General features: G+C 64.0%; 6 protein-coding genes. 2 read left to right on the top strand and 4 right to left on the bottom strand.

The features are described from left to right. Nucleotides 1-32: 32 nt before the first annotated feature. The 3 genes from QMX78_RS18405 to QMX78_RS18415 form a co-directional block, all read right to left on the bottom strand. Nucleotides 33-428 (bottom strand): hypothetical protein, encoded by a 396-nt coding sequence (locus QMX78_RS18405; RefSeq protein WP_282272264.1) that lies wholly within the window; start codon nt 426-428, stop codon nt 33-35. A gap of 313 nt (nt 429-741) precedes the next feature. Next, the gene (locus QMX78_RS18410) at nt 742-1,083 is read right to left on the bottom strand and encodes a hypothetical protein (RefSeq protein WP_282272266.1); all 342 of its coding nucleotides are present in this window, start codon (nt 1,081-1,083) and stop codon (nt 742-744) included. 121 nt (nt 1,084-1,204) lie between these two features. Beyond that, nucleotides 1,205-2,380 (bottom strand): acetyl-CoA C-acyltransferase, encoded by a 1,176-nt coding sequence (locus QMX78_RS18415; protein WP_282272270.1) that lies wholly within the window; start codon nt 2,378-2,380, stop codon nt 1,205-1,207. 192 nt (nt 2,381-2,572) lie between these two features. Here QMX78_RS18415 and QMX78_RS18420 point away from each other — a divergent pair, with 192 nt between their 5' ends. Then, entirely contained in the window at nt 2,573-5,413 is a 2,841-nt protein-coding gene (locus tag QMX78_RS18420) for an autotransporter serine protease (RefSeq protein ID WP_282272271.1), read from the top strand. Between the two features lie 79 nt (nt 5,414-5,492). On the opposite strand, the gene QMX78_RS18425 is transcribed toward QMX78_RS18420, so the two are convergent. Further along, the gene (locus QMX78_RS18425) at nt 5,493-6,590 is read right to left on the bottom strand and encodes a Glu/Leu/Phe/Val dehydrogenase dimerization domain-containing protein (RefSeq protein WP_282272273.1); all 1,098 of its coding nucleotides are present in this window, start codon (nt 6,588-6,590) and stop codon (nt 5,493-5,495) included. A gap of 302 nt (nt 6,591-6,892) precedes the next feature. On the opposite strand from QMX78_RS18425, the gene QMX78_RS18430 reads away from it, so the two are divergent. Beyond that, nucleotides 6,893-8,175, top strand: a 1,283-nt coding sequence (locus QMX78_RS18430; RefSeq protein ID WP_282272275.1) for a cobalamin-dependent protein, incomplete at its 3' end; no start/stop codon positions are given.

Genomic DNA, 8,175 nt, shown 5'->3' on the forward strand with positions numbered 1-8,175 from the left:
GTCATCGACATGACAGCTGCGTGGCGAGTCTATCAATGCTTGGCGGCGTCTGCTTTCTCGCGCGCCTGCTTGGCGGCGTCGTGGGCGTGGTCGGCAACCTTCTGCGCCGCGTCGGCGGTAGCTGCGCTGGCATCGGCAGCGGCGTCCTTGGCTGCGATGGAGGCCTCGTCGGCAGCCTTGGCGGTGGCGTCGGCGGCATTGTCCAATGCCTGTTGCGATTCGGCAGCGGCGTTGCGGGTGGCCGCTGCGGCCTGGTCGGCGGCATCGCGGGTTGCGCCAGCCGCGGATTCGGCTGCGTTCCTGGCCGCTTCGGCGGCATGGTCTGCGGCAGCTGCCGCGTCCTGCTTGGCCTGCTCGGCGTTACGGTCATTGCAGCCAGCCAGGGCCAGCACCAGGCCTGCGGTCAGTACGGGGACAAACAGCTTCATTGCACTCTCCTGGGATGGGCCAATGGGCTCACCCTAGGGGTTGGCGTATTCAGATCACGTCAAGGCTCGGCCGCGCCGTTAAGGAACGCTGGATTGGCACAGGCACAACGCGACGATCGAATGCTGCGCAGGTCCGCACGCGCTGATCACGGCTTGCAGGTTGCGGGCCAGCTGTTGTGTTCAGCGCAGGGCAGCGCTGGCCCGTTGTGGCTTGTTCGCAGTGATCCGCGGTAGTGCCGGAGTACGCCCGGCCATAAAAAAAAGCCGCTGGCGAACCAGCGGCTTTTCGATACTAGCTTGGAAGCAGAAGTTATTACTTCTTGGCTTCTTCAGCAGCGTCCTTGGCCTGTGCAGCAACGTCTTCAGCAGCCTTGGCAGCGTCAGCAGCGGCGCCAGCAGCAGCGTCGGTGGTGGCAGCAGCGGCTTCGCCAGCAGCCTGACCAGCAGCGTCAGCAGCGGTGGCGGCGGTGTCAGCAGCAGCCTGGGCAGCGTCAGCGGTAGCAGCGCCAGCGGTGGCAGCAGCGTCAGCAGCGCCCTGGGCTTCGGTTGCAGCGGTGTCAGCGGCAGCGGCGGCGTCAGCAGCCTGCTCCTGCTTCGAGCAGGCGGTCAGGGCCAGACCCAGGGTCATTGCGATCAGCAGCTTGTTGATGCTCATTTGTGAATCCTCGTCGTGAAATTAGGCAACGCGCCATTGCGCGCCGGGAACATGATGACAAGCCCATTTCGACTGTCAAGCGGTCCCGCATTCAGGTTTTGAATTATCTGAAATTTTTCAATCAAATCAATTCAATGGCGATGGCAGTTGCTTCGCCGCCGCCGATGCACAGCGACGCAATGCCACGCTTGAGGCCGCGCGTGCGCAATGCATTTACCAGCGTAACCACCAAGCGGGCACCCGATGCACCGATGGGATGACCCAGTGCGCAGGCACCACCATTGACGTTGATCTTGGCATGCGGAATGCCGAGCTCACGGATTGGCGCCATCGCCACCACGGCAAAGGCTTCATTGATTTCGAACAGGTCGACGTCGGCGATGTTCCAGCCGGCTTTTTCCAGGACCTTGCTGATCGCACCAATTGGTGCGGTGGTGAACCATTCCGGTTCCTGCGAGAAGGTGGCGTGCGCGGCAATGCGGGCCAGCGGCTGCACACCGCGCTTGGCGGCATCGTCGGCGGACAGCAGCACCAGTGCGGCGGCACCGTCGGAAATGCTCGAGGAACTCGCGGCGGTGACGCTGCCGTCCTTCTTGAAGGCCGGGCGCAGGGTCGGGATCTTGCTGATGTCGGACTTGCCCGGCTGCTCGTCCTGGTTGAACTCGACGTCGCCCTTGCGGGTGGCAACCGTGACCGCAACGATCTCATCGTTGAACGCGCCGTTGGCCTGTGCCGCCTGTGCGCGGGTCACCGATTCAATGGCGTAGGCGTCCTGCTCTTCGCGGGTGAAGCCGAACTTGGCAACGGTGGCCTCGGCGAACACGCCCATGGACTGGCCGTCGTAGGGGTTGGTCAGGCCATCCCATGCCATGTGGTCCACCGCCTGGAAATTGCCGTAGCGGTTGCCGGTACGCGAGTTGGGCAGCATGTGCGGGGCGTTGGACATGGACTCCATGCCGCCGGCAACCACGATGCTGGCCGAACCGGCCTTGATCAGGTCGTGGCCGAGCATGATGGCCTTCATGCCAGAGCCGCAGACCTTGTTGAGGGTGGTGGCGCCGGCGCTGGTTGGCAGGCCGGCGGCAAGCGCGGCCTGGCGGGCAGGCGCCTGCCCCAGGTTGGCAGGCAGCACGCAGCCCATGATGACTTCGGACACATCCGCGGCGGGGATGCCGGACTGCGCGATGGCAGCGCTGATGGCAGTGGCGCCCAGGGTTGGGGTGGGGACGCCGTTGAACTGGCCAAGGAAGGAGCCAATGGCGGTACGCTTGGCGGCGGCGATGACGATGTCAGACATGAGCAATCTCGGTTATACCTTGCGGCAATTATCGAACGTCTGCGGGACCGGGCACATTGGACCAACGGCACATCCCCACAGACAGTGGATTGTCGTTGCAGTATAGAAGGTAGCCGGAGTGCTACCGGGATCAGGTAATACCTGAATTGGCGAATCATCCATCGGAAGGGGAGCAGGGGAATGAGCAGTGCAATGGTGAGCAGCAATTTGCCGCGCGGCGTGTTGGCCAGTTCATTGGCATTGGCGCTGGTAGCGTGTGGGAGTGGTAGCGGCCCGAAATCCGATCCACCGCCGGTGACACCTCCGGTAACGCCACCACCTACTACAACGCCACCTGTGACCCCCCAACCTGCGTTTGATGCGCATCTGGCATTGACGAACACGCAGGCCGCGCACGCCATGGGCCTGGACGGAACCGGCTACCGCATCGGTGTGATCGACTCAGGGGTGATGCGCAACCATCCAGCGCTGGCAGGGCGCGTGTTGACCAACTACAACTATCTGAACCCGGCGCAGAACAACCTGTCGGTGGACGATGTGGTTGGACATGGCACCACGGTTGCGCAGCTGGCCGCCGGCGCGCCGACCGGGCGATGGCCGGGTGGTGTTGCGCCGGGTGCGCAGATCCTTTCCGCGCGCATCATCGCCGACAAATCGCCTACCGATGATGGTTCCGGCAATGGCAACGAAGTGACCGGTGCGCTGGGCATGGCCTCGGTGCATGCCGACCTGATCCGCGATGGCATGCGCATCATGAACAACTCCTGGGGCGGCCTGTACTGGACCCGGCCGAACGTGACGGCCGAGATTGCCAACGAGTACCGTCCTTTCATCAACAACAATGATGGGCTGGTGGTGTTCGCCACCGGCAACGAGTCAAAGCCGAATCCTTCCGACATGGCGGCGTTGCCGAGCAAGGTTGGCAATCCCGGCAGTTATCCGGCGGCCGACCTGGAACGTGGCTGGCTGGCGGTGGCAGCCTTGGATACGGCCAATCCGACCGCGCTGGCCTCCTACTCCAATGCCTGCGGCGTCGCCAGGAATTACTGTCTGGTGGCGCCGGGGACATCGATGTTCCTTGGACAGGACAGCACGGCCAACAATCTGTCGTATTACTACGGCAGCGGCACCTCCTACGCGGCGCCCTTGGTGTCGGGCGCAGCAGCATTGGTGTGGCAGGCATTCCCTTACTTCAACAATGACCTGGTCCGGCAGACGCTGCTGGGGACTGCGACCGATCTGGGGGAAGCCGGGCTGGATGCGGTGTTCGGCTATGGCCTGCTCAATGTCGGCAAGGCGGTACAGGGGCCGGGCAAGGCGGACTGGGGTGATATCAAGGTCAACGTGAGTCAGCTCGGGCTCAATTCGGTGTGGAGCAATCCGATCAGCGGTGCCGGCGGTCTGGTGAAATCCGGCAGCGGATCATTGGGCTTGTCCGCCGCCAACACCTACGCCGGTGCTACTCGTATCCAGCAGGGCACGCTTGCGCTGCGTGACGGCGGTTCGATCCGTTCGAATGTCAGCATCGATGCGCAGTCCAATCCTTCGGCTGCGGCACTTCAGTTCATGGGAGGCACCACGCGTGTGGTGGGCAACGTGGACAACGGCGCCAGCGTGATCGTGCTCAGCAATGAAGGCTCGGCAACGATCGAGGGCAACTACGTGCAGCGCTCCGGCGCACGCTTGATGGTTGCGCTCGGTTCCAATGCCTTGCAGGTCACAGGAACAGCGAGCCTGGATGGTGGGGTGATGGTAAATGGCGCGGTTGCCGGTTACGTGCCACAGGATGGTCGCCGCCAGGACCTGCTGCATGCCGGTGGCGGTATCAGTGGGCAGTTCGCAACCCCGGCGACTGGCAGCACCGGGGTTACCTTGCTGCAGACCCAATATGGCTATGACGCCAACAACGCCTGGCTGCAGTTGGACCGGGTGAGCGTCACGGCGGCGGCAAGCGCCGCCAGCGTTGGCTTGCGCGCGATGTCGGCGGCGCAGCGGGTGGAGCAGGCGTTCGAGCTGCTGGATTCCGATGGTGGCCTGCAGGCCACGGCGTTCGGTGCAGCGGCGGCGTCGGTGCAGGGTGTGGGCGGCGGCTTTGCCGGCCTGGCCCAGAGTCTGGAGAGCCTGTCCGGGCAAGCCCATGCCACCGCCACCGCGATGACCTTCGACAGCATCGATATGAACCGGCGTGCGCTGTCCAGCCAGTTCGCCGAGGGCGGTGCGCGGTCGGCAGTCAACGGTGTCTGGATGCGCAGCCTTGGTGGCGGCGGGCAGGGCGGTTACCTGGGCAGTGACTACAGCGTCGGCGGTTGGATGATGGGCGGCGAAACCGCGCTGTCCAGCAATGCCGTGCTGGGTTTCGCGTTCGGCGAAACCCGCGCCAATGCCAGCGGCGGTGTGGCACAGGACCGTAGCCGTGACCGTCAGACCCAGTCGCAGCTCTACGCCGGTTGGCAGCGCGGTGATGCCTATGCGCTGGGCCAGGCCGGATTTGGCCAGTACCAGCGCGAGCTGGATCGCGGGCTGTTGTTGGGTTCCGAGCGCGCCGGGGTGCAGGCGCGTTACAGCGGCAACTTCCTGTCCAGCAGCGTCGAGGCCGGTTATCGCTTGGGCCACGGTGCGGCGCAACTGACGCCGTACCTGGGCGCGGACTACACCCGCATCGATGGTGGTGCGTTCAACGAGCAGGGCGGTTACGGCTTCGGCCTGCGCGCCGATGACTGGAGCAGCAGCCGGGTGCAGGCCTTGGCTGGCTTGCGTGGCCAGTACCAGTGGAAGCGGGTGGCGTTCAATGGTTACGCCGAATGGCAGCAGGCGCTGGGCGGTAATGGCCTGAGCCTGGATGCCAGCTTCGTCGGGATTGATGCCTGGGCACCGATTGCCGGCCTGCAGCCGTCGCGTTCGGGCGGTTTGTTTGGGCTGTCGGTGGATTCGTGGCTGGCCCGCAATACGCGTTTGTCGCTGGGCTATGACCAGCGCTTCGGCCCGCGTGGTGACAACCGGCAGGTATCGCTGCGTCTGCAGCAGGCGTTCTGACCTGGCAGCGGTATCGGGTTGCTGAAAAGCAGAAGGCGGGCGAAATGATCGCCCGCCTTCTGTGCTTTCCAGTCGTTGTTTACTCGCCGCGCAGGCGGTTCATGCGCGGCACCGAACGGCCCATCGGCATCTTCAGTTTGCCGATTGCTTCCAGCCGGCTTTCTGCGATGCGGTCGGCCGCGCGCTGCGGCGAGACGTCATCGCGCTCGGACTGGTCGAAGATCTTGCCGAGGTTGTGGTAAATAATGCGGATCAGGCGCATCGCGCGCTCGCGGTTGTAGCCGTCGATCTCCAGCGACACATTCATCACGCCGCCGGCATTGACTGCATAGTCCGGTGCCCACAACACGCCACGCTTGTACAGCTCATCGCCTACTGCATGGCTGGCCAGCTGATTGTTGGCGGTGCCGCAGATGACCTTGGCCTTGAGCCGCTCCAGCGTGCTCATGTCGATGGCGCCTTCCATCGCGCAGGGCGCGAACACATCGGCGGCAACGTCGTAGATGGCGTCGGGCTTGACCGCTTCGCAGCCGTATTCCGCAACGGCCTTCTGCACCAGCACCGGGTCCAGGTCGGTGACGTAAAGCTTGGCGCCGCGCTCGCGCAACAGCTTCACCAGCTCCATGCCGATATGGCCCAGGCCCTGCACCGCGATGCTGAGCTTGCCGATTTCCTCGTGGCCGAACTTGCGCTTGACCGAAGCCATCAGCGCCTGCAGCGCACCGTAGGCGGTAAACGGGGCCGGGTCGCCGGAGCCGCCATGGACCTGGTGCACACCGGTGACGAAGCCGGTCTCCAGGTAGATGTTTTCCATGTCGTTGACGTCGGTGCCGACGTCCTCGGCGGTGATGTAGCGCCCGGCCAAGGCCTCGACCTGGCGGCCGAAGGCGCGGAACAGCACCTCGCTCTTCGCGGTGCGGGGGTCGCCGATGATCACCGCCTTGCCACCACCCACGTTCAGCCCGGCCAGGGCGTTCTTGTAGGTCATGGTGCGGCTCAGGCGCAGGACATCGCGCAGCGCATCATCGGTGTTGGCGTAGGGGCGCATGCGCACCCCGCCGAGGGCCGGGCCCAGGGTGGTGTTGTGGATGGCGATGATGGCTTTCAGGCCGGCATCGCGGTTCTGGCAGAACAGGACCTGCTCATGGCCGGAGGTTTCGAGGGTGTCGAACAACATGCAGGCTCCGATGGCGTGTTTGCCACAACGTCAGTGATCGTGTAGCCAAATGGCTGGCCGGAAAACAAAAAATGCGACTTCGTCGGGGCAGTGACGGGTCGCGGATGCGCCATTCTAATCCATTCCCGTCAGGGGAATGTTCAGGCCGGGCTACCCGCCGTGGCCCCTCACTTTGCCGGAAACGGCGGCCGCTGTGCCCATCGATAGCGCAAACCCGCAAAAGGTCACGCTGCGCTGCAACCTGACCTGCGTGGGCGGCGGTTCTATGATTGGTTGCAATAGAAACCGGATGTTGCACGGCCATGAGTACCCCCGCCTCCCAGCTCCCGCAGACGCAGCCTGAAACCACCCCGCTGCGCTTCGTCACCGCCGCCAGCCTGTTCGATGGCCACGATGCCGCCATCAACATCATGCGCCGCCTGATCCAGGCGCAGGGTGCGGAGGTGATCCACCTCGGTCACAACCGCAGTGTGGAAGACGTGGTGCGCGCGGCATTGCAGGAAGACGCCGACGCCATCGCGCTGTCGTCCTACCAGGGCGGTCACGTGGAGTACTTCAAGTACATGGTCGACATGCTGCGCGAACGCGGCGCCGGCCATATCAAGGTATTCGGCGGTGGTGGCGGCACCATCACCCCGGAGGAAATTCGCGAGCTGCAGGCCTATGGCGTGGAGCGCATCTACCACCCCAACGACGGCATGAAGATGGGGCTGGTGGAGATGATCGAGGACGTGGTGGCGCGCGCAGGCAAGGCTCGCGAAGATGCCGCCCGCGATGCGCACCCGGAAGTACCTTCGATCGAGGATGAGATCGGCATTGGCCGAGTGTTGTCGCAGCTGGAGGATGGCAATCACAGCGAGGCCGAGCTGGGCTTGCTGCGCAAGCAGTGGCAGCTGGCTGCCGGCAAGACGCCGGTTATCGGCATCACCGGCACCGGTGGCGCCGGCAAGTCGTCGGTCACTGACGAACTGCTCAATCGTTTCCTTGCCAGCTTCCCGCAGATGCGCATCGCAGTGATCTCGGTGGACCCGACCCGTCGCCGTACCGGTGGCGCGCTGCTGGGCGACCGCATCCGCATGAACTCGCTGCGCTCCAAGCGTGTTTATATGCGCTCGATGGCAACCCGTCGCCAGCATGCGGCGATCAATACCGTGCTGCGCGATTGCATTGGTTTCCTGAAGTCGCTGCACTTCGATCTGGTGATCGTCGAGACCGCCGGCATCGGCCAAAGCGATTCGGAAATCGTCGATCTGGTCGACTTCCCGATGTACGTGATGACCAGCGACTTCGGCGCGCCCAGCCAGCTGGAAAAGATCGACATGCTCGATTACGCCGAGCTGGTGGTGCTGAACAAGTTCGACAAGCGCGGCGCCGAAGACGCGCTGCGCGATGTGCGCAAACAATGGAAGCGCAACCGCGTCGCCTTCACCATGAAGGACGAGGATGTGCCGGTATACCCGACCATTGCCAGCCAGTTCAATGACCCGGGCATCAGCTGGATGTTCGTGAACCTGTGCCGTTTGTTGCGTGAGAAGCGAGATCAAAACCGGGGTCAGAGTCCGGTTTTGCATGCAAAACCGGACTC

The sequence above is a fragment of the Stenotrophomonas sp. PS02298 genome, from assembly GCF_029959445.1.
GTDB lineage: Bacteria > Pseudomonadota > Gammaproteobacteria > Xanthomonadales > Xanthomonadaceae > Stenotrophomonas.

Coding starts and splice junctions, on each gene's coding strand:
- QMX78_RS18425 (WP_282272273.1), bottom strand. CDS start 6,590: ATGTTGTTCGACACCCTCGAAACCTCCGGCCATGAGCAGGTCCTGTTC.
- QMX78_RS18410 (WP_282272266.1), bottom strand. CDS start 1,083: ATGAGCATCAACAAGCTGCTGATCGCAATGACCCTGGGTCTGGCCCTG.
- QMX78_RS18415 (WP_282272270.1), bottom strand. CDS start 2,380: ATGTCTGACATCGTCATCGCCGCCGCCAAGCGTACCGCCATTGGCTCC.
- QMX78_RS18420 (WP_282272271.1), top strand. CDS start 2,573: ATGGTGAGCAGCAATTTGCCGCGCGGCGTGTTGGCCAGTTCATTGGCA.
- QMX78_RS18405 (WP_282272264.1), bottom strand. CDS start 428: ATGAAGCTGTTTGTCCCCGTACTGACCGCAGGCCTGGTGCTGGCCCTG.